Source organism: Clostridium perfringens ATCC 13124 (genome assembly GCF_000013285.1).
GTDB classification, from domain to species: Bacteria; Bacillota; Clostridia; order Clostridiales; family Clostridiaceae; genus Sarcina; species Sarcina perfringens.
Genome location: NC_008261.1, coordinates 3181271 through 3202912, shown reverse-complemented (window position 1 = coordinate 3202912; position 21642 = coordinate 3181271). Strand labels below are relative to the sequence as shown.

The following is a 21642-nucleotide window of genomic DNA, read 5'->3' as shown; positions in this document are numbered from 1 at the left end:
AGGTTGTGGTTTAAACTACAACCTTTTTTTATGTAAAAATATTATAAAAACCTCACTTAATACTGATACGGAGAAACGTACCATAAATAGAATTAAAAAAAGCCTGTTTTAAATAAAAACAGGCTTTTTTTAATATAAAGTTTTTAACTATCTACCATAGTTCCACCATTTACATGAAGAACTTGTCCTGTTACGTAGGAGGAATCATCAGATGCTAAGTAGACATATGCTGGTGCGAGTTCAAAAGGTTGACCAGCACGTTTCATTGGGACATCAGATCCAAAACGAGCTACTTCTTCCTCTGAAAAACTTGATACTATAAGAGGAGTCCAAATAGGACCTGGAGCTACTGCGTTAACTCTTATTCCATTTTTAACGATTGATTGTGAAAGTGATCTTGTAAAGGTAACTACAGCACCTTTGGTTGAGGAGTAATCTATAAGATTTTCCTTGCCTTGGTAAGCAGTAACAGAGGTAGTATTTACTATTGTACTTCCTCTTTTCATGTATTTTAAAGCTTCTTGTGTAAGATAGAACATTGAGAAAATATTTATTTTAAAGGTTAATTCAAGTTGCTCTTGTGAAATACAGTTTATATTATTTTGAGGGAATTGAACTCCAGCATTATTTATTAAAACATCTATCCCACCTAAAGTTTCCACTGTAAATCTAACTAATTTTTCACAGAAGTTTTTATTAGAAATATCACCAGGAACTAAGTAGCATTTTCCACCATATTTTTCTACATATTTCTTTGTGGTTTCAGCATCATCATTTTCGTAAAGATAAGAGATTACAATATTTGCTCCTTCTTTTGCAAATGCTATAGAAACTGCTCTACCAATTCCACTATCACCACCAGTAATAAGAACTGATTTTCCTTTTAATTTTTCACTGCCCTTATAATCAGGATTATCAAATATAGGACTAGGAACCATTATTGATTCTATTCCAGGTTGAACTGATTGATGTTGAGGTGGGAATTTCTTTGGTAACTTTTCAAAGTTTATACTATTATCACAATATGGATTCATTAGACACTCCTTAGGTATTTATAATACTAGTTATTTTATGAAGAGATAATTATATTTGTGATTTTAAAGAGAGAATTTCAACTTTTTCATAATTAAAATCAAGAAATTTATTATAAATATTATTATAATTTAAGTTCTTACAATTTAATTTAAGTTTTATTAGGAATATTATTTCATATAGTAGTCAACATATAAGTGCAAAGAAAGATATTAAGAGACTACTGTGATAAACATGATTTATATGAAGAATATAGATATTGATATATATGTAGAAAATTTAATAGTAGAGTCAATTGGAGTATGTAATGATTCAAGTTGTGAATATGTATATTTAGGTATAAAAGGTACTTCAATAGAAGTAATCCAGTAGATTTGATTAGATATGCTCAAAATTAGGATTAATTATAGAAGGCGGTCTTTTTTAAAATACACTATATTTATTAAAATAATATTTTTATTATTTTGTAAATTTTTATAATTTTATATTTATATATTAATTAAAATTTTATAAATATTAAAAATAATTTAGGAATAATTAACATTAAAGTAATTGAATAGTAAACAATGGTGGTGATAAAATTAATAAAAAATAAGTAAATGGAGGGGTTTTTTTATGAAAAAAAAGCTTATAATGGCGCTGATAGTTGCATTATCAGCTCAGGGGATGGAAACTGTATATGCACAAGATATAGTTGATACAGTTGAAAATAGAATAGAAGTTCAAGAGTCAAACTATGCTTCATTAAAGGTTATAACTGAAGGAAAAGGAACAGTAGCAATAAATGGCCAAACTTTAACTGGTGGAGATGTATCAGTAAAAGCTGGTGAATCAGTAAGAGTAAATGTAAATCCAGCAGAAGGATATGAATTAGATAAGGTAGAAGTTAATGGTGTAGTATTAACAAAAGACAATGCACCATCAGCAATGGAAAGCTTAGCTAATGGATATTTTGATTATACATTCTGGGGAGACCAAGCAAACTCAATAAAAGTAACATTTGCTAAGGTTGAAACTAATCAAACAATACTAAATGTAACAACAGAAGGAAAAGGATCAGTAGAAATAAATGGACAAACTTTAACTGGTGGAGATGTATCAGTAAAAACTGGTGAATCAGTAAGAGTAAAAGTAAATCCATCAGAAGGATATGAATTAGATAAGGTAGAAGTTAATGGTGTAGTATTAACAAAAGACAATGCACCATCAGCAATGGAAAGCTTAGCTAATGGATATTTTGACTATACATTCTGGGGAGATCAAGCAAACTCAGTAAAAGTAACATTTGCTAAAGTTGAAACTAATCAAACAACATTAAAAGTAACAACAGAAGGAAATGGATCAGTAGAAATAAATGGTCAAACTCTAACTGGAGGAGACGTATTAGTAAAAACTGGTGAATCAGTAAGAGTAAAAGTAAATCCAGCAGAAGGATACAAAGTAGACAAAGTAGAAGTTAATGGAATTGTCTTAACAAAAGACAATGCAGCATCAGCGGTAGAAAGCTTAGCTAAGAATGGATATTTTGACTATACATTCTGGGGAGATCAAGCAAACTCAATAAAAGTAACATTTTCTAAAGTTGAAACTAATCAAACAATACTAAATGTAACAACAGAAGGAAATGGATCAGTAGAAATAAATGGACAAACTTTAACTGGTGGAGATGTATCAGTAAAACCTGGTGAATCAGTAAGAGTAAAAGTAAATCCAGCAGCAGGATATAAATTAGATAAAGTAGAAGTTAATGGAATTATCTTAACAAAAGATAATGCAGCATCAGCAGTAGAAAGCTTAGCTAAGAATGGATATTTTGACTATACATTCTGGGGAGATCAAGCAAACTCAATAAAAGTAACATTTGCTAAGGTTGAAGCTAAGGAAACAGTTATAAATGTAACAACTGAGGGAAAAGGAACAGTAGTACTAAATAACCAAGAGCTAACTGGTGGAGACGTATTAGTAAAGACTGGAGAAGAAGTAAGAGTAAAAGTAAATCCAGCAGAGGGATATAAATTAGATAAAGTAGAAGTTAATGGAATTGTCTTAACAAAAGACAATGCAGCATCAGCAGTAGAAAGCTTAGCTAAGAATGGATACTTTGACTATACATTCTGGGGAGACCAAGCAAACTCAATAAAAATAACATTTGCTAAGCTTGAAACTAATCAAACAATACTAAATGTAACAACAGAAGGAAATGGATCAGTAGAAATAAATGGTCAAACTCTAACTGGAGGAGACGTATTAGTAAAGACTGGAGAAGAAGTAAGAGTAACAGTTAACCCAGCAGAAGGATACAAAGTAGACAAAGTAGAAGTTAATGGAATTGTCTTAACAAAAGACAATGCAGCATCAGCAGTAGAAAGCTTAGCTAAGAATGGATACTTTGACTATACATTCTGGGGAGACCAAGCAAACTCAATAAAAATAACATTTTCTAAGGTGGAAAACTCTGATAATCCTACAGAAGAGCAAAAGCCAGGAGATGAACAAAAACCAGGAGATGAACAAAAACCAGGTGAAGAGCAAAAGCCAGGAGATGAACAAAAGCCAGGAGATGAACAAAAACCAGGAGATGAACAAAAACCAGGTGAAGAGCAAAAGCCAGGTGAAGAACAAAAGCCAGGAGATGAGCAAAAACCAAGTGAAGAGCAAAAGCCAGGTGAAGAACAAAAACCAGGAGATGAGCAAAAACCAGGTGAAGAGCAAAAGCCAGGTGAAGAACAAAAACCAGGAGATGAGGAAATAAAAGAAGAACTACCTCAAACAGGTGCACCTGTTAATGCAGCTTCTATGGGCATGCTAGGACTAACATCTTTACTTGGAGGATTATTCCTAAAGAAAAAGAGATAATATAATTATTATTAAATTAATGTAAGGAAGAAGTTAATTTAGCTTCTTCCTTATTTTTATTTAAATATATTAGTAAGTGATTATCAATTTTTTATAGCTTTATTACATATAATTGTAAACCATATCAAAGCTATACTTAAAAGAACATGTGAAAGACCAGATATATGATTTAAACCTACAAAATCATGACCTAATACTTGAAATGTTCCCCTAATAGTAAATGTAACTACTAAGTATATTAATGAAATATTATAAAAAATACACCATTTTTTAAAATTTTTATTTTGGGATAACTTAAAGTTCTTCTCTAAAAGTAAAACTAAAATAAAAAATATAAATCCAAAAGTTAAGATATGAGTATGAATAATTGATAGTGATGTTTTTCCTTCAAATCCATTAATCTTTGTAAATTCCCTATAAAATACACCCATAGCTAGTCCTAAAATTAAATAAAAAGTTGCTAAGTTAAAATATTTTTTCATTTATACACCTCCCATATTGATAAAAATTATTTGTTAATATTAATTACAAATAATGATATAACTTTTAAAAAGTTTTTTCAACAGAAATAAAAGGGGATTTATATTATTTAAAGTAATTTTAATAATAAGATTACAATTAATAAATTAAAAATAAAGAGTAGTATATAGTCTAATAAATCATAAAAAATATAATAGATAAAAGATAAATACTTTATTATAAAATTTTATATATTTAATGTGAATTTTCAAAAAAAAGTTGTGATAATACTAAGATAAATATAAAATTTATCTTTATAATATGTATCTTAATAAAATATATTAAATTCATACACTTTATATGAATTTAAGTAGATCTTAAATTTGTTTAATCAACAATTAGTAAATATTTAATATTATAATTTTAAAACTCTTAAATTAAAATTTTTAATAGGAATATTATTTCATATAGTGGTCAACATATAAATGTAAAGAAAGCTATTAAGATTAAAAATGAGTAGCACTTTACAAAGGATCAATTTATAGAAGGAGGTAATCTTATGGGAAATGAAAGTTATAGAAAACAAAATAGTGATGGTAGCATATTAAAGTGGATAGGAAGATTTGTTTTAGTTGCCATAGTATTAGTAATAACATCATTTGTAACTCCAGGATTTTCAATACATGGACTATGGTCATTTTTATTAGCTGCTGTCGTAATATCAGTGTTAGATTATTTAGTAGAATTATTTATGGGTGTTGATGCATCACCATTTGGGAAAGGAATAAAAGGTTTTATAATAGCTGCAATAATAATATATTTAACTCAATTCTTAGTTCCAAACATGGGAGTTTCAATTATAGGAGCATTACTGGCTGCTGTAGTTATAGGAATAATAGATGCTGTAATTCCAAATAAAATTATGTAAAATTAAATTTAAATATTTTAATTAATAAAAACTGCTATTAATTTAATTAATGGCAGTTTTTATTATGATTTTTTGAATTACATCAATAAATTTTTGTAACCATAAAAAGTTTTAAAATATTTAATTGTTATATTTTAATAAAACACATAAAATCTTAAGATTTCTATATTAAGATAAACAGAAATTTAGAAATTAAGTTTATAATATAAATATGATTAGCTTGTGATTAAGAGCTTAAGGGGGTGATTTATTATGGTTAATCTAATGATACTAAGTGGTATAGTACTACTTACATGTATAATATCTAGTAAAATTTTCTATAAATGGGGTGTGCCTGTACTTTTAGTATTTATTATAATAGGAATGTTATTTGGATCTGATGGAATTGGTGGTATATATTTTGATAACTATAATATTACTTATTCTTTATCATCTATAGCGTTAGTATTTATAATGTTTTATGGTGGTTTTTGTACTGAATGGAAAAAAGCAAGGTCTGTAGCTATACCTTCAATTATGTTATCTACACTAGGTGTTATAATAACAGCAGGACTTACAGGATTGTTTTGTCATTTTGTATTAAAAACAAGTATATTTGAGGGTTTATTATTAGGATGTATTGTTGCTTCTACAGATGCTGCTTCAGTTATATCTATTCTTCGTTCAAGGAATTTAAAATTAAAAAATAATATTGATACATTAGTAGAGTTTGAAAGTGGTAGTAATGATCCAACGGCATACATGCTGACAAGTGTTATGTTAATTTTTATTACTAGTAATGAATCAGTAGGTATTGGTCTTTTAGGAATGATTTTTAAACAAATAGTTTTTGGAGTGACAGTAGGATTATTTCTATCAAAACTTGCAGTTTTTATATTAAGAAAAGTGGAATTTGAAATTGAGGGTTTATATCCTATTTTTACTATAACTGTAGCTATTTTAGCTTATTCAATAAGTGAATTCTTAGGTGGAAATGGTTATTTAAGTGTATTTATTGCTGGTATAGTAATGGGAAATTCAAAAATACCTCATAAGAAGAGTTTGAATCATTTTTTTGATGGATTATCATGGATAATGCAAATAATTTTATTTTTCATGTTAGGACTTTTAGCCTTTCCATCACAATTACCAAGCATAGCATTTGAGGGAATAGCTATTTCAATATTTTTAATATTAGTAGGCAGACCTATAGCAGTCTTTACTATATTAAGTTGGTTTAAAGTTCCAATTAAAGAGCAGATGTTTATATCTTGGGTTGGACTTAGAGGGGCAGGTTCATTAGTTTTTGCAATATATGCAATTACTAAGACCTCAGCTATTGAAAATGATATTTTTCATATTATATTTTTTATAGCATTATTCTCAGTAGCAATTCAGGGAACGTTAATACCTTGGTTTGCAAAGAAGCTAGATTTAATATGTTATGAAGATGATAACCATGAAGATAATATGAAAAATAATATAAAAGATTACATTTTTGAAGTTAAAGTTGGAGAAAATAATAAGGTTGTAAATAAAGCTATTATGGATTCAGAAATTCCAGATGAGATTTTAATTGTTATGATAAAAAGAGATAATAAAGTTGTTATTCCAAAAGGTTTTACAATAATTAAGCCTAATGATACTTTGGTTTTAACAAGTGAGAATAACGAAATTATGAATAGCTTTTTAGATGAAATAAGATAATAAAAAATGGGATACTTTTATTTAAAAGTATCCCATTTTTTTATTAATATTTGAAGTGTGTGATGTTATAATATTATGGATAAAAAATAGAATTAAAAGATAAGAATAAGTGAGGATTTTTTTATGAGCAAATATGCGATACTTGCAAATCCAGGTCATAATCGTATTTATTTTGATACAGCGCTTAAGATTGCAGTTTCAGAATTACAAGCAATTGCAGATGCTTATGATATGGAGATAAAGGAGATTGGAGAAGGGAATTTAGGTCTTCCAGCATCAATATGCTTTAGTACTAATAGAGAGCTTAAGGAAGAAGACTTTAAAGCATTAAGTTTTTCATCAATTTATTATGCCTTATTTGAAATAGTAGAGGGAAATCTTTTAAGACCTATTAGTGTCCCAGATTTTCATACATTCCCTGAAAGTATGGTTCAAATATTAAAATATAATGGAAAGACAAATGAGCAATTTACTAGACTTATGGTAAATTTAGCTTTAAGTGCTTGTAAAACAGGAAGTAAAAAGATAACTTTATTAGATCCTATGTGTGGTAAAGGTACAACTTTATATGAAGGATTCATAAGAGGGTTTGATGTTAAAGGAATAGAGATAAATGAGCAATGGACTCAAGAGATTCAAACTTATGTTGTTAGATTTTTAAAAGAAGGAAAGTTTAAGCATAAAGTTGAAAAATCTAAGGTGTCAGATTCTAAAAAGAAGAAAATAGCTAATGTGTTTAATTTAACTGCCGCAGCAGAAAAGAATGCTTTTAATTCAGGAGATGTTCAATCATTCCAGTTATTTAATTCAGATACTAGAAAAGCAGATCTTCTTATTAAGAAAAAATCTTGTGATATTATAATATCTGATTTACCTTATGGGGTTCAGCATGGAAGTAAGAATGATAGAAATTCTCTTATGGAAAGAAGTCCACTAGGGCTTTTAAAAGAAGCGATTCCAGCATGGCATAATGCATTAAAAACTAAAGGAAGTTTAGTACTTTCATACAATGAATTTACTATGAAATATGATGAGGTAGCTATTGCTTTAGAGGAAAATGGATTTAAAGTTCTTGATGAAACATCTTATCATAATTATTTACATAGAGTAGATCAATCAATAAATAGAAATTTAATAGTAGCTGTAAAAGCTTAAAAGTAGAGGATTACTAATTAAGTAATCCTTTATTTTTTACAAATTTAACTTAATTTTTATATAGTTTTTTTATATTGCTAATAGTATAATTTAAGGTAATAATTTGTAATATAAATAAGTTGGTTTAGGGGGAAAAATGAGGAAAAAGCTAATAATTACAGCTATAATAGGTTTAATATTAATTGGAGGAACAACTACAGGAATAGTTTTAAATAATAACTATTTTAAGGAAAAACAAGAGAGTGTTGCTGAAAAGGAAGAGCATATTAGTAGTGAAAAAGATCAAAATAATAAAGATGAAAAAGAAGAAAATAATACAGGCGATTTAGAAGAAAGCAAAGAAAATAATGAAAAAGATAGTTCTAATAAAGAAGATAGTAATAAAAAGCCAGAAGAACAAGAAGTAAATGATAAATATACAATATTCTATAAAGCTCGTGATGCTTATAATAGAGAAGATTTTGATGAAGCCATAAGATTATATGAAACCATAACAGATAAAGATGTTTTAGCCAAGGTTGAATATGAGAAAGATAGATTTTACTTTGCGAAAAAAATAAATGATGAGATAAATGAAGGACAAAAACTTTATGATTCAGGTAAATACTTTGAAGCGAAAGTATTTATGAGCAAGTTAATTAGAGGAAATTATATGTTACCTAATCAAGAAGCTAGAGCTAATAAAATATATGAAGAAGCTAGTTCAAAAGTTACAAAGGAAGAAGTGGAAAAGGTAAATGGAAAATTTACTTTTGAGAAGGCTGTTGAACTTGTAAAAAAAGAAATAGGAGATAATCCTAATAATACATATGAAAATTTTCAAGAATATACAGATATAAATGGGGCAAAGGTTTATCAAGTAATTGTTAAAAAGAATGGGGATAGTAATAACTCAGAACTTTTTGTGGTTAGCTCAGATGGAAGTGTTTTATCAGGATCTTAAAATAAGAATAAAAACTTTAAAATTTAGCAAATTATAATATATTCTATTATTAGTCAATATTTTAGAAGATTATAGCAATTTATCTTTAAAAAGCTTAAAATTTGTCATTATTATTAGACTATGATATTATATAAGCCTATAAGTAAATCCCTATATGTATAAATCAATATTTATACTAAGGAGAATTTAGTTAATGAACGGAGGATATGTATAATGGATAAATTACCAAATTGCCCTAAATGTAATTCAGAATACACTTATGAAGATGGAAGTCTTTTAGTTTGCCCAGAATGTGCTTATGAGTGGACTCCAGGAAGTGAAAATGCAGATGAGGATGTATTAGTAGTTAAAGACTCAAACGGAAATATACTTCAAGATGGAGATACTGTAACTATAATAAAAGACCTTAAAGTAAAAGGTGCTTCATCAGCTTTAAAAAAGGGTACAAAAGTTAAGAACATACGTCTAGTTGAAGGAGATCACAACATAGATTGTAAAATAGATGGATTTGGAGCTATGAGCTTAAAATCAGAATTCGTTAAAAAAATTTAATTAAACAGCAATAAGGAACATATTAGTATGTTCCTTTTTATTTTGGAATTTAACTAATATAATTAGGTTTAATTCTATTTAAGATTAAATAATTAATATTTAAGAAAAGGAATCAATTAATTATATTGATATATAATAAGAACATAATGATTTAATAAATTAATTAATACAATGTAATTTGAAAACGATAAATTAAGAAAAATCTATAAAATACTATCAAAAAGGTTTATTTGTAAACTAATTTTTGATACTATAGTAATTAAGAGTTTTTAAGTCTTTTTAAATTTATAATTTTAAGATAGGACATAGGGGGATGTGTTTATTTTAGCTTTATTAAATGGAGGTGTTTAAATGAAGTGGAGTAACATTTTAAAAGTGTTTAAGAGAGATGTGAAAGCAATAATAAAAAATCCGATAGCACTTTTAATAATAGGTGGAATATGCTTTATACCATCACTTTACGCATGGGTAAATATAGCGGCATGTTGGGATCCTTATGAAAATACTAGCAGCGTTCCCATTGCTGTAGTAAATAATGATAAAGGGGCTTCATTCAATGGGAAAGAAATGAACATAGGTAATGAAGTGATTGATGAATTAAAGAATAATCATGCCATTGGGTGGAAATTTGTTGATACGAAAAAAGCAGATAGGGGATTAATAGATGGTACCTATTATGCAATGATAGAGATTCCAGAAGATTTTTCTGAAGACTTAACTAGTGTTTTATCTGAAAATCCTACAAAGCCTGAAATAATATACAAGGTTAACACAAAAGCTAACCCTGTTGCAGGTAAAATAACAGGAGTTGCACAAAGTACTCTTGTAAATCAAATAACATCAAATTTTATAACTACTGTTAATGAGACAGCATTTTCTTCATTAAATGATTTAGGATATGATGTAGATAAAAATAAAGATAATATTATTAAGTTAAAAAATTCTATAATAGCTATAGATAAAAATATGAGTGCTATTAAAAATATGCTTAACAATATAAATAGTAACTCATCAAATTTAAGCACATATTTAAAAGAAGTTCAAAGTACCATGCCATCAATAACAAGTGGTTTAAATAATATATCTCAGAATGCTCAGAATACTGGTAGTTTAATAAATACTTCTAAAGAATCTTTAAATAGTACCTTTGATAATATAAGGTTAAACTTAAGTGAATCACAAACATCATTAGATAAGGTACAAAGTAATTTAGATGATTTATCTTCAATGGCTAATGATGCAAGTTCTGCTAAGATTAATGCACTAATAAGTAAATCTATTAATGAAATAGATAAAGTTGATAATAGTGTTACAGCTGTAATTAACTTTTTAGATGCTATTAATAAAAAAATTGCTAATGAAAAGATAGCTAATATGATAACTTCATTAAAAAATGTTCAAAATTCCTTAGCAGAAGAGAAAACTAAGCTTAATGATTTACAAAGCAAAGTTAATAGTGGTCAAAATGTAGATAAAGGACTTCTTAGTTCAATAAGTGATTTAACTAAGAAAATAGAAGGGCAAGTAGATAATTCTTTAAATAGATTTGATAATGATACAAGACCGGCTTTAAATACAATTGCTGATGGACTTGTTACTGCTACTAAAGGGGCATCAGATTTATTAGGAAAAGCAAATGGTTTAGTTGATCAAATAAATAATTTATTAAGTACAGCTAATCAAGGATCTCAGCTTGCAAATTCAACATCAGAAAAATTAAAAAATAGTTTAGAAGAATTTTCAGGTGTTATAAGTGAATTAAGTTCAAAACTTCAAGATGTTAGTGATGATGATCTTGGAAAAATAGTTGGAATACTACAAAGTAATCCAGAATTTATGGGAGATTTTATTGCAAATCCATTTAATATAGAGGTAGATGCAATATACAAAGTAGCTAACTATGGATCAGGAATGGCGCCAATATATTCAGTTTTAGCCTTATGGGTTGGTTCATTAATCTTAATATCATTATTAAAAACAGAGTCAGCTGAATTTGAAGGTAGTGAGAATATAAATTTAAGAGAAAGACATTTTGGAAAGATGTTAACTTTCGTAAGCTTAGGAATACTACAAGGGTTCATAGTAGCCTTTGGGGATAAGTTCCTTTTAGGAGTTCAAACAGTAAATACAGCATTATTAATTTTTGTATCAATGTTTGCTTCAGCTGTGTTCACTATAATTGTATTTACGCTTATGTCTGTCTTTGGAAACCTAGGTAAAGCCTTAGCTATTATACTTATGGTTTTACAATTAGCAGGTAGTGGTGGATCATATCCTATACAAGTAGATCCATTATTCTTTAGAATAATTCAACCAACTTTCCCATTTACTTATGCCATATCAGGGTATAGGGAAGCTATAGCAGGACCGTTAGTAAGTACTGTGATTTTAGATTTTGCTATTTTAACCATAATGGGATTGGTATTTATACTTCTAGGATATTTATTAAAAGGACCTTTAAATCCTAGGGTTAGAAAATTTGAAGACATGTTTGAAGAATCTGGAATAGCAGAATAAGCTGTATTTTAAGAGGTGAATTATGAAGAAAATTTTTAAAGTCTTTCGAAGAGATTTAAGAAATATAAGGAAAAATCCAGCGGCTTTAGCAATAGTCATTGGTTTATGTATAATACCATCTCTTTATGCTTGGATTAACATTAAGGCATGTTGGGACCCTTATGTTAATACAGGAAATTTACCAGTTGCCGTTGTCAATAATGACAAGGGCGCTGAGGTAAATGGTAAAGAGATAAATGTAGGTAAGGAAGTAATTGATGAACTTAAAAAGAATGATGCTATAGGATGGCAATTTGTAGATGCATGGCAAGGAAATTATGGATTAAATGAAGGTAAGTATTATGCAATGATTGAAATACCTTCAGATTTCTCAGAGGGATTAACAAGTTTAATTACAGGAAGTCCTCAAAAGCCGGATATAATTTATAAAGTAAATGAAAAATCTAATGCTATAGCAAACAAAATAACAAATGTTGCAAAGAATAAAGTTACAGATGAAATAAAATCTAACTTTGTTGATACTGTAAATAAAGAAGCTTTTGATATTTTAAATCAATTAGGTGGAAAGTTAGAAACTAATAAACCGGAAATATTAAAAGTGAGAGATACATTACAAAGTGCTAATAGTAGTTTAAAGGAAATTCAAGATTTTGTTCAAAAAGCTAATGGAGATTCAAAAAGTTTAAGTAGTTATCTTTCTAGTGTAAGAAATGATTTACCAAAGGTAACAGATCAAATAAATAATTTACAAACTACTGTTGAGGCAAGTAAAAGTTTAATAAATTCAACACAACAAACAGTTAACGCTGTATCAAATAGCTTTAGCAGTGATGTTGTAACAATGCAATCAACAAACCAGGAATTACAAAGTTTACTTTCAAAGCTTAAAGAATTAAATAATGCTATGGATACAACTAAGATGGTTGAAACTGTAGATAAGTTAATAAAATTAACAGATTCATTAAATAAAATTATAGATAATAATCTTAAAGCTTTAGAAAAAATAAATTCCGTAATACCAAATAATAAAATAGGTAATTTAATAAATAAGTTAAATACTGCAAAAAATTTAGTATCTAAAGAAAGAGAACAATTAGTTGCTTTAAAAACAGCATTATCAAACAATGAAAGTAAGGAAAATATAGCTAATGCTATAGAGTCTGTTTCTACAATAAGTACTGAAACAAGCTCAGCTTTAATAAATGTTTCAAATACTTTTTATAATGATGGAGCACCAGCTTTAAATACTATTGGAAATTCATTAAAAGGTGGATTAGATACAGCAAACTCAGTATTAGAAACAACAAAGGTAGTTGTTCCACAGCTAAATGCTTTAACTACTTTTGGTATAGCTAGTAGTGATGTAGCTAGTCAACAAGCTGATCAAGTAACAAGTAAGCTTAGTGAGTTCCAAGACGCAATTAGTCAATTAATAGAAAAAACTTCAGGATTAACTGAGGAGAATTTAAATAACCTAATAGATTTAATGAGTAAGAATCCAGAAGAAATAGCATCATTTATATCCTCTCCTATAACAGTAAAAGAGGAACAGGTTTATGATGCAGGAATATTTGGAGTAGGACTTACACCATTTTATACAACTTTAGCAATTTGGGTTGGTTCATTATTACTTACATCATTATTAACAGCAGAGTGTGAGGATTTTGAAGATGGAACAAAATTAAATCTTATCCAAAAGCATTTTGGTAAAATGTTATTATTCTTGACTATATCATTAATTCAAACAGTAATAGTAGTTTTAGGGGATATATATATATTAGGAGTAAATCCTGCAAATATGCCATTGATGTTTGGATTCGCAATAGTTAGTTCTATTGTATTTACGGTAATGATATTTACCTTAGTATCATTATTTGGAAACATAGGTAAAGCAATAGCCATTGTTATAATGGTATTCCAAGTAGCAGGTGCTGGAGGAATTTATCCAATACAGACAAATCCAAAAATATTTGAGGTTCTACAACCTTTATGGCCATTTACTTATTCTATAGATGGATTTAGAGAAGCTATAGCTGGGCCAATATGGGATTCTGTATCTAAGGATATGAAAGCCTTAGGAATATTCTTATTAATATTCTTATTACTATGTATTCTTAAAAAGCCATTCCATAGACTTACTGAGTTTGTAGAGCATAAATTTAGAGAATCAGGATTATAAAATAAAGAAAAGAGTAAAGATTAATTCTTTACTCTTTTTGTTTTATAAGAGATTCTTAAAATTATAATTAATAGAAATATGTGGTAAAATATAATGTGAAAATATTTCTTGTTAATGTGAGGTGTTTTATGGGAAGAAAAGAGAAAAACTTATATAAAGCAGTTGATATAAAGCATAAGGAAATTATTGATGTTAGAGAGATAGGGTATTATTCTACACCTCCGTTTGTTGCAAGATATATAGGAAAAAGAATTATAGATATAAATGGTAAAGGGGAAACTTTATTTGATCCATGTTGTGGAAAAGAGGAGCTAACTGATTATTTTAGTGATTTAGGAATTAAAACCATAGGTATGGATTTAATAAAATATAAAAACAATTATAGATGTGAGTTTAAGAAAGGCAATTTTATAAATTATTATTGCTCTCAAAAAAATACAAAAACATGGGACTATGATTATTACATTGCTAATCCACCATATAATTGTCATGAGGTTAATTTTATAAAGGAGAATAAGGAGAGGCTTAAGAATTATTTCAATGAGGTTGGGTTGCATAATATGTACAGCATGTTCATGTCTGCCATAATAGATAAGGCAAAGAATGGGGCTGTTATTGGATTAATTACTAATGATTCATTTTTTACAGCGAAAAATCATAAGAGGCTTAGGAATAAAATTCTTAGGGAATGTTCTATACATGAAATAACCATGTGTCCTAGAGGCCTTTTTCATAATCAAGGAGCAGATGTTAGGACAAGCATACTTATTTTAAGAAAGGGAAAAGAGTATCAAGAAAAGATAGTTGTAAATAACAGGCCTAAATCCATAGAAGAATTTAAAGAGTTATTAAATGGGATAAAAGATAATGGTAATGAAAGCCTTTATAGCTTACAAGAAATTGTATTGCAAAATAAAAAGGATAATTTAGAGTTTTTAATAGAATGTCCTGAAGATATACGGAGTTTATTTAATAATATTAGATTGGGAGAAAAATTTAAATGCGTAACAGGGATCTCAACAGGTAATGATAAAGAGTTTTTATCTAAGGAAAAAAGCAATGAATTTACTATTCCTTTTTACAAAAATCCAGGAAAAGATAAGTTTTATACAGATAGAGTAATTTATCTACATAAAGATTTTTTAGAAATAGAAAAGATTAATAGAAATTTTAATGTTAGAAATAAAGAAGTTCTTTATAAAAGTGGTATAACCTGTTCATCTATGGGGGTTTCCTTTAATGCATGTATATTGCCTAAAAACTCCACCTTTGGAGTAAATCCTAATATAATATGTGAATCAGAAGAGGTTTGGTGGTTACTAGCTTATTTAAATTCATCCCTAGTAACTTATCTTGTTAGGGGAGCGTTAATAAGAAGCAACATGATAACTTCAGGCTATGTATCTAGAATACCACTTTTAAGCTTTACTAAAGAGGAAAAAGCTAGACTTTCTCATTTAGCTAAAAGGTCTTATAAGTTAAGAAAACAAAATTCTAGTATAGAAACTGAGTTATGCCATATAGACAATATTGTTAATCATGTTGCTAAAATTTCAAATGATTCTAAAGATTTAATTTCTAATTTCAAAAAGTACTTAGTTGAAGTTACTTAGTTTAATCTAATTTTATGTGACAGTACCCATTAGGATTCTTTTTAAGATATTTTTGATGATATTCTTCAGCTTTATAATAGTTTTCTAAGGGCTTAACCTCTGTCACTATTTTTTTTGAATAAGATTTTTGAAGTTCTTCTTTACTATTTAAAATCTCTTCTAAATCTGAAGGATCTACATAGTAAATGCCAGTTCTATATTGGCTACCAACATCATTGCCTTGTTTATTTAATGAGGTTGGATCTATTATTGTCCAAAACTTAGCTAATAATTCTTTAAGTGATATTATGTTTTCATCATAATTTACAAGACAAACTTCAGCAAAGTAAGTATTTTTAGTGCATATATCTTCATAAGTAGGATTTTCAGTACGTCCATTAGCATATCCAACTTCAGTGCTTACTACACCATTGATTCTAGAAAGAAATTCTTCTACACCCCAAAAACAACCACCTGCTAATATAATTTTTTTCATAACGAACCCTCCTTATAAGTTTTAGCTTTCCTATTTATAAAATAATTATGATTATTTAGCACAAACTTTTTTTATTATTTTTGCTGGATTTCCACCTACTACTACATTGTCAGGGACATCCTTAGTTACAACGGCTCCAGAGGCTACCACTACATTATTTCCTATAGTTACACCTGGATTTATTGTAGCATGTCCTCCAATCCAAACATTATTACCTATGGTTACAGGCTTACCAAATTCATAGTTTAGCCTTTCAATAGGATCAATTGGATGAGTAGCTGTATAAATGTGAACTCCAGGGGCAAAGAAACAATTTTCTCCTATGGTAATTTTACAAACATCAAGCATTACACAATCAAAATTTGCGTAAAAGTTATTACCTACTGATATATTATAACCATAATCACATTTGAAGTTAGGTTCCATATATATGCTTTCACCTGTTGAACCTAAAAGTTCTTTTAATATACTACTTCTTTCTTTAAAAGTTTTATCAGCTTTCTCTTCATTATCAGGTAAGTCTAATTTATTAAATTTCTGAAATAAAATTCTAGCTCTAATTCTACCTTTAGTTAATTCTGGGTCAGCAGGGTTATAAGGCAGACCTAATATCATTTTTTCTTTTTCTGTCATAGCCATAAAAAATCCTCCAATATTTATTCTCACAATTATTTTATCAGTAACATATATATATTTCATCAGATTAGTTATAGAAATAGTTAAAATTTCATATAATGAATAGCTAATATTATATTTTTGAGGTGTTAAGTTATGTTTGATCCTAAAATGTTAAGCGTTGAATTTAGAAATGGAATTACAGATGAAAAACCAATAGAGGGAAGAAAGTACACATTAACTCATAATGATGATACTGGAGAGTTATTTCTTACAGTAGCTTTAGCATATGCTTATGACAAAATAAACTCATCAGCGAGAGATGAAGTTTTTGGAGTTTGGAAAAGAGGAAACAATAGATTTATCTTAAAAATATACTTATATGTTGATGGAAATCAAGGAAGAGAAGAGGCCATAAAGAGAGATAGAATATTTAGAAAAGAGTTACCTTTAGCACTAGCTGCTATAGCATATGGAGATAGAAAGTTTTTAGATGATAATGATGATTTATTAAATAGCAATATAATAGTGAGATTTATATCTGCTTATGAAGAGCTTAATAAGATTGAAAACTATGGAACACTTAAGGATTATATTAATAATCGCATGGAAAATACACCAAACAATAATAACAATATTTATATGGAAGAGAGTATTTTAAATGATAATGATCCTTTAGTAAATAATTTTATAATCACTTTATTAAATCCATATATTAAAGCTGAAATAACAAAGTTATATAAAAGTGATATGTATTATTGTTTAAAAGATGTGGAAGTATTAGAAGTATTTAAGGCTAAGGCAGATAATGAGTGTGAATTTAACTATAAGATTTATGTTGGAGTTAAGGTAGGAACTATGCAACCTGCATATAATAACCTTATAATTGAGTTTTTAGTAACTCCAAATGCAGTAAGCACTTTAAGTGTAAAAAATCCAAGGTAAATAAAAAAGAGATTGTTTTTAAGACAATCTCTTTTACTTATTTAGAACAATAAGTGTGCTACAAGTGCAATAACTGGTAGAGTAACTAGTGTTCTCATTAAGAAAATCATAAATAATTCTTTTAAGTTTAGTGGTATTTTTGATCCTAAAATAACACTTCCAACTTCTGATAAGTATATAAGTTGAGTTACTGATACACAAGCAACTACAAATTTAGTCATATCACTTAAAATAGTTTTTGATGCTATAACTGATGGTAAGAACATATCTGCAAATCCAACTATAACAGTTTGAGAAGCAGCGGAAGCTTCAGGAATTCCTAAAATCTTAAATAAAGGAATGAAAGGAACACCAAGCCATTGGAATACAGGAGTGTACTCAGCTATCATAAGAGCTAATGTACCCATTGCCATAACTACAGGTAAAACTCCTATCCACATTTCAAGTACGTTTTTAATTCCATCAGCAAAGAATTTTTTTAAGCTACTTTCATTTTGGGCTTTTTCAACTGCTTTAAAAACTCCAAAAGTGAAAGGAGTAAATCCTTCAGGAACATCTTCTACATTCTTAGGTTCTGCATTGTTGAAATAAGCATCAGGTTTTTTGCTAAGAGGCCAAACTCTTGGAAGAATTATAGCGGCAACTATTCCAGCAAAAGTAACAGTTAAATAGAATGGAATAAACATATTCTCTAATCCAACCTGTGATAAAACAACAAAGCTAAAAGTTATTGAAACAACTGAGAACATTGTACTAACTATACAAGCTTCTCTCTCAGTATAAAATCCTTCTTCATATTGTTTTGAAGTAAGTAATACCCCAATAGTTCCATCACCTAACCAAGAAGTCATACAGTCTATTGATGAACGGCCAGGTAGTTTAAATAATGGTCTCATTATCTTAGTCAGTAAGGCACCACAGAATTCTAATAAACCAAAGTTTAAAAGAAGTGGTAAGAATAATCCTGCAAAGAAGAATACTACTATAAGTGTTGGTAGTAGATCATTTAATATAAACGCCCCAGTTAAATCAGACTTTATTATTTCAGGTCCAAATCTAGTAAATGCTGATATTATAAATAATCCACCTAAGATTCTTCCAATTGTCCAAATCCAATTAACATTTAATAATGAATTTAAAAAATTATTTTCTATTATAAATTTTGGCTTAAATGCTTTAGTTATTATTGTTAATGAAGCAGCTATTACAACAACTATCATTGATAAAGTAGGTAAATAATCACCTATTAAATCTTTAAGTCTAGTTGTGAAAAAGGCTACTGGTATTGTTATATTTCCACCATCATTTATAGGAACCATAAATAAAATTACTCCTAATAAAGATGGAATTATAAACTTTAATAAATCAGACGATTTATATTTAGTTTTCAATTTTAGTCCCCCTTTTTAATAAACAAATCAATTAGTACAAAGCCTATTATACACAATAAAATGTATAAAATCAATGAAAAATTGCATAAAAATAATGAATAATGTATAAATATTCAATAAATTAAGGTTTATATACATAATTTTATAAAGTTAAATAAATTTATCAAATAGGTAACTTTAGTTACCGAGTTACTTAAAAACCCTGTGTATAATCTTAGATGTAAGGTGACTAGGAAAGTTACTAATAAAAAAGAATCTTAAAAGAATTTTACATAAAGAAATAAAGAACATGGAGGAATTTAAAATGAGTATGTTTTGTTTTCAATGTCAAGAAACAGCAGGATGCAAAGGCTGTACTGTAAGAGGTGTTTGTGGAAAAACTGAAGATGTAGCAAAAATACAAGACCTTTTAATTTTTGTTACTAAAGGATTAGCTACAGTAGCTAATGAAGGAAGAAAAGTAGGAATAGTAGATAAAAAAATAAACAGAATGATAATAGATAACCTATTTATTACTATTACTAATGCAAACTTTGATTTTAAAGCAATAGAAAAAAGAGTTAAAGATACTTTAGTAGCAAGAGAAGAGCTAAAAGAAAGAGTACAAGCTAAGGGTGGAAATCCAGTTGGATCAGACTTCAAAGGATGTGCAACTTGGACAGCTACAACTAGTGAGGAAATGATGGAAAAAGCTTCACAAGTAGGAGTTTTAGCTACAGAAAATGAAGATATAAGAAGTTTAAGAGAGCTTATTATGTATGGATTAAAAGGATTAGCAGCATACATGGAGCATGCTATGAATTTAGGACATGATAAAGAAGAAGTTCATGCATTTATGGCAGAAACTTTAGTTAAAATATTAGATGATTCATTAAGTGCAGATGAATTAACAGCTTTAGCATTAGAAACAGGAAAATTCGGTGTTGATGGAATGGCATTATTAGATGAAGCTAACACTTCAACTTACGGTCATCCAGAAATAACAAAAGTTAATATAGGAGTTAGAAATAACCCAGGAATATTAATATCAGGACATGATTTAAAAGACTTAGAAATGCTATTAGAACAAACAGAAGGAACTGGAGTAGATGTTTATACTCATGGTGAAATGTTACCAGGACACTACTATCCAAAATTCAAGAAATATTCTCACTTTGCAGGAAACTATGGTAATGCATGGTGGTTACAAAATAAAGAATTCGCATCATTTAATGGACCAATATTAATGACAACAAACTGTATAACACCAGTTCAAGACTCATATAGAGGAAGAATATTCACAACAGGTGCTGTAGGATATGAAGGATGTATTCATATAACAGCTGATGAAAATGGACACAAAGATTTCTCACAAATAATAGAGTTAGCTAAGACTTGCAAAGCTCCAACAGAGATTGAAACAGGGGAAATCGTAGGTGGATTTGCTCATAACCAAGTACTTGCTTTAGCTGACCAAGTAGTTGATGCTGTTAAATCAGGTGCAATAAGAAGATTCTTCGTAATGGCTGGATGTGATGGAAGAGCTAAATCAAGAGATTACTATAGAGAATTTGCTGAAAAATTACCAAAAGACACTGTTATATTAACAGCTGGATGTGCTAAATATAAATATAATAAATTACCACTTGGAGATATCAATGGAATTCCAAGAGTTTTAGATGCAGGACAATGTAATGATTCATACTCATTAGTTGTAATAGCTTTAAAACTTGCTGAAGTATTTGGAACAGATAGTGTAAATGAATTACCAATAAGCTACAACATAGCATGGTATGAACAAAAAGCTGTAATAGTATTATTATCATTATTACACTTAGGTGTTAAAAACATTCACTTAGGACCAACTTTACCAGCATTCTTATCACCAAACGTAGCTAAAGTTTTAGTTGAGAACTTTGGAATTGGTGGAATTACAAATGTAGAAGATGATATGAAAATGTTCTTAGGAGAATAATAGTAAATAATATATAGAATTTGGATATATTATTAATTATATAAATGAAGACTAACACAGCTGTGTTAGTCTTTATTTATATTGTTTGAATTATTAATTGAGTTATTTGATTGAGCTCTTAAATTATCAAAATAGGAAAAGCTAGCAGAGTATACAACTATGTTAGAACCTAAGGCAATAAGAAAATCACCTAAAACATTGAGTTCATCAGCATTATATCTAGTAGAGTAATCTTTTGCTATTAAAATACAAAGAAGATTCAGTTGGTCAGGAGGTAAGTTAAATAGTTCCATAAAATTAACTCCTAATTTAATATATATAATCAGTATATAAAAAAACTCC

At 28.4% G+C, this 21642-nt stretch carries 18 protein-coding genes; 12 read left to right on the top strand and 6 right to left on the bottom strand.

The window, feature by feature from the left end:
- Positions 1 to 143: 143 nt before the first annotated feature.
- Positions 144 to 1034 carry an SDR family oxidoreductase gene (locus tag CPF_RS14300; RefSeq protein ID WP_011591181.1) on the bottom strand — a complete coding sequence of 297 codons (891 nt, stop codon included), beginning with the start codon at positions 1032 to 1034 and terminating at the stop codon, positions 144 to 146.
- A 223-nt stretch (positions 1035 to 1257) separates the two neighbouring features.
- On the opposite strand from CPF_RS14300, the gene CPF_RS15050 reads away from it, so the two are divergent.
- Both CPF_RS15050 and CPF_RS14295 read left to right on the top strand, forming a co-directional pair.
- Positions 1258 to 1404 (top strand): hypothetical protein, encoded by a 147-nt coding sequence (locus CPF_RS15050; RefSeq protein ID WP_003456797.1) that lies wholly within the window; start codon positions 1258 to 1260, stop codon positions 1402 to 1404.
- Between the two features lie 243 nt (positions 1405 to 1647).
- Positions 1648 to 3888, top strand: a complete 2241-nt coding sequence (locus CPF_RS14295; protein WP_011591180.1) for an InlB B-repeat-containing protein — start codon at positions 1648 to 1650, stop codon at positions 3886 to 3888.
- 83 nt (positions 3889 to 3971) lie between these two features.
- On the opposite strand, the gene CPF_RS14290 is transcribed toward CPF_RS14295, so the two are convergent.
- Positions 3972 to 4370, bottom strand: coding sequence for a DUF2871 domain-containing protein (locus CPF_RS14290; RefSeq protein ID WP_003456879.1), 399 nt, complete (start codon positions 4368 to 4370; stop codon positions 3972 to 3974).
- A gap of 536 nt (positions 4371 to 4906) precedes the next feature.
- Between CPF_RS14290 and CPF_RS14285 the strand changes: the two genes are divergently transcribed.
- From CPF_RS14285 to CPF_RS14250, 8 genes are all read left to right on the top strand, one after another.
- Positions 4907 to 5275, top strand: coding sequence for a phage holin family protein (locus CPF_RS14285; protein ID WP_003456828.1), 369 nt, complete (start codon positions 4907 to 4909; stop codon positions 5273 to 5275).
- A gap of 252 nt (positions 5276 to 5527) precedes the next feature.
- Positions 5528 to 6961 carry a potassium/proton antiporter gene (locus CPF_RS14280; RefSeq protein ID WP_003482523.1) on the top strand — a complete coding sequence of 478 codons (1434 nt, stop codon included), beginning with the start codon at positions 5528 to 5530 and terminating at the stop codon, positions 6959 to 6961.
- Positions 6962 to 7084: 123 nt separating this feature from the next.
- A complete protein-coding gene (locus CPF_RS14275; RefSeq protein ID WP_003456679.1) occupies positions 7085 to 8116 on the top strand; it encodes a TRM11 family SAM-dependent methyltransferase in 1032 nt (343 codons plus the stop codon).
- Between the two features lie 136 nt (positions 8117 to 8252).
- The gene (locus tag CPF_RS14270) at positions 8253 to 9059 is read left to right on the top strand and encodes a hypothetical protein (protein ID WP_003456862.1); all 807 of its coding nucleotides are present in this window, start codon (positions 8253 to 8255) and stop codon (positions 9057 to 9059) included.
- A gap of 213 nt (positions 9060 to 9272) precedes the next feature.
- Complete coding sequence (locus CPF_RS14265) at positions 9273 to 9611, top strand: zinc ribbon domain-containing protein YjdM (protein WP_003456718.1); 339 nt, start codon at positions 9273 to 9275, stop codon at positions 9609 to 9611.
- Positions 9612 to 9962: 351 nt separating this feature from the next.
- Positions 9963 to 12128 carry a YhgE/Pip domain-containing protein gene (locus CPF_RS14260; protein WP_011591179.1) on the top strand — a complete coding sequence of 722 codons (2166 nt, stop codon included), beginning with the start codon at positions 9963 to 9965 and terminating at the stop codon, positions 12126 to 12128.
- A gap of 22 nt (positions 12129 to 12150) precedes the next feature.
- Positions 12151 to 14307, top strand: coding sequence for a YhgE/Pip family protein (locus tag CPF_RS14255; RefSeq protein ID WP_003456789.1), 2157 nt, complete (start codon positions 12151 to 12153; stop codon positions 14305 to 14307).
- 128 nt (positions 14308 to 14435) lie between these two features.
- Positions 14436 to 15920, top strand: coding sequence for an N-6 DNA methylase (locus tag CPF_RS14250; protein ID WP_011591178.1), 1485 nt, complete (start codon positions 14436 to 14438; stop codon positions 15918 to 15920).
- 1 nt (position 15921) lies between these two features.
- Here CPF_RS14250 and msrA read toward each other — a convergent pair whose 3' ends face one another.
- Both msrA and CPF_RS14240 read right to left on the bottom strand, forming a co-directional pair.
- The gene (msrA, locus tag CPF_RS14245) at positions 15922 to 16395 is read right to left on the bottom strand and encodes a peptide-methionine (S)-S-oxide reductase MsrA (RefSeq protein ID WP_003479367.1); all 474 of its coding nucleotides are present in this window, start codon (positions 16393 to 16395) and stop codon (positions 15922 to 15924) included.
- A gap of 51 nt (positions 16396 to 16446) precedes the next feature.
- Positions 16447 to 17034, bottom strand: coding sequence for a sugar O-acetyltransferase (locus CPF_RS14240; protein ID WP_011591177.1), 588 nt, complete (start codon positions 17032 to 17034; stop codon positions 16447 to 16449).
- A gap of 132 nt (positions 17035 to 17166) precedes the next feature.
- Between CPF_RS14240 and CPF_RS14235 the strand changes: the two genes are divergently transcribed.
- Positions 17167 to 17955, top strand: coding sequence for a staygreen family protein (locus CPF_RS14235; protein ID WP_003479364.1), 789 nt, complete (start codon positions 17167 to 17169; stop codon positions 17953 to 17955).
- Positions 17956 to 17996: 41 nt separating this feature from the next.
- Here the strand turns inward: CPF_RS14235 and CPF_RS14230 are convergent, their stop codons facing one another.
- Entirely contained in the window at positions 17997 to 19346 is a 1350-nt protein-coding gene (locus CPF_RS14230) for a YjiH family protein (protein ID WP_011591176.1), read from the bottom strand.
- A gap of 304 nt (positions 19347 to 19650) precedes the next feature.
- On the opposite strand from CPF_RS14230, the gene hcp reads away from it, so the two are divergent.
- Complete coding sequence (gene hcp / locus CPF_RS14225) at positions 19651 to 21300, top strand: hydroxylamine reductase (RefSeq protein WP_041702734.1); 1650 nt, start codon at positions 19651 to 19653, stop codon at positions 21298 to 21300.
- Positions 21301 to 21365: 65 nt separating this feature from the next.
- On the opposite strand, the gene CPF_RS14220 is transcribed toward hcp, so the two are convergent.
- A complete protein-coding gene (locus CPF_RS14220) occupies positions 21366 to 21593 on the bottom strand; it encodes a hypothetical protein (protein ID WP_003450671.1) in 228 nt (75 codons plus the stop codon).
- Between the last annotated feature and the right edge of the window lie 49 nt (positions 21594 to 21642).